1 tRNA gene is annotated in these 222 nt (G+C 45.9%); it reads left to right on the top strand.

The window, feature by feature from the left end:
- The first annotated feature begins 103 nt into the window (after positions 1-103).
- Positions 104-180: transfer RNA gene (locus CFI03_RS11350), tRNA-Ile, on the top strand.
- The last annotated feature ends 42 nt before the right edge of the window (positions 181-222 follow it).

Here is a 222-nt window from a genome sequence, read left to right as displayed (position 1 = left end):
AGGAAATACCCGATCACGATGATGATCGGATAAATCAGGTAGGTTAGTCGCTCGCTCGTTGTCAGTTTTGAAGGAACAATCCTTCTCATTAAATAGTTGTTAAGGGCCTTTAGCTCAGCTGGTTAGAGCGCACCCCTGATAAGGGTGAGGTCGGTGGTTCGAGTCCACTAAGGCCCACCATTATCTTTTCGATAATGACAACTTATACCCTATGGGGCCATA

This window comes from Paenibacillus sp. ATY16, assembly GCF_003399985.2.
Classification (GTDB): domain Bacteria; phylum Bacillota; class Bacilli; order Paenibacillales; family Paenibacillaceae; genus Pristimantibacillus; species Pristimantibacillus glycanilyticus.
Note: the sequence above shows the minus strand (reverse complement) of the source record. Positions and strands in the feature narration are given on the sequence as shown.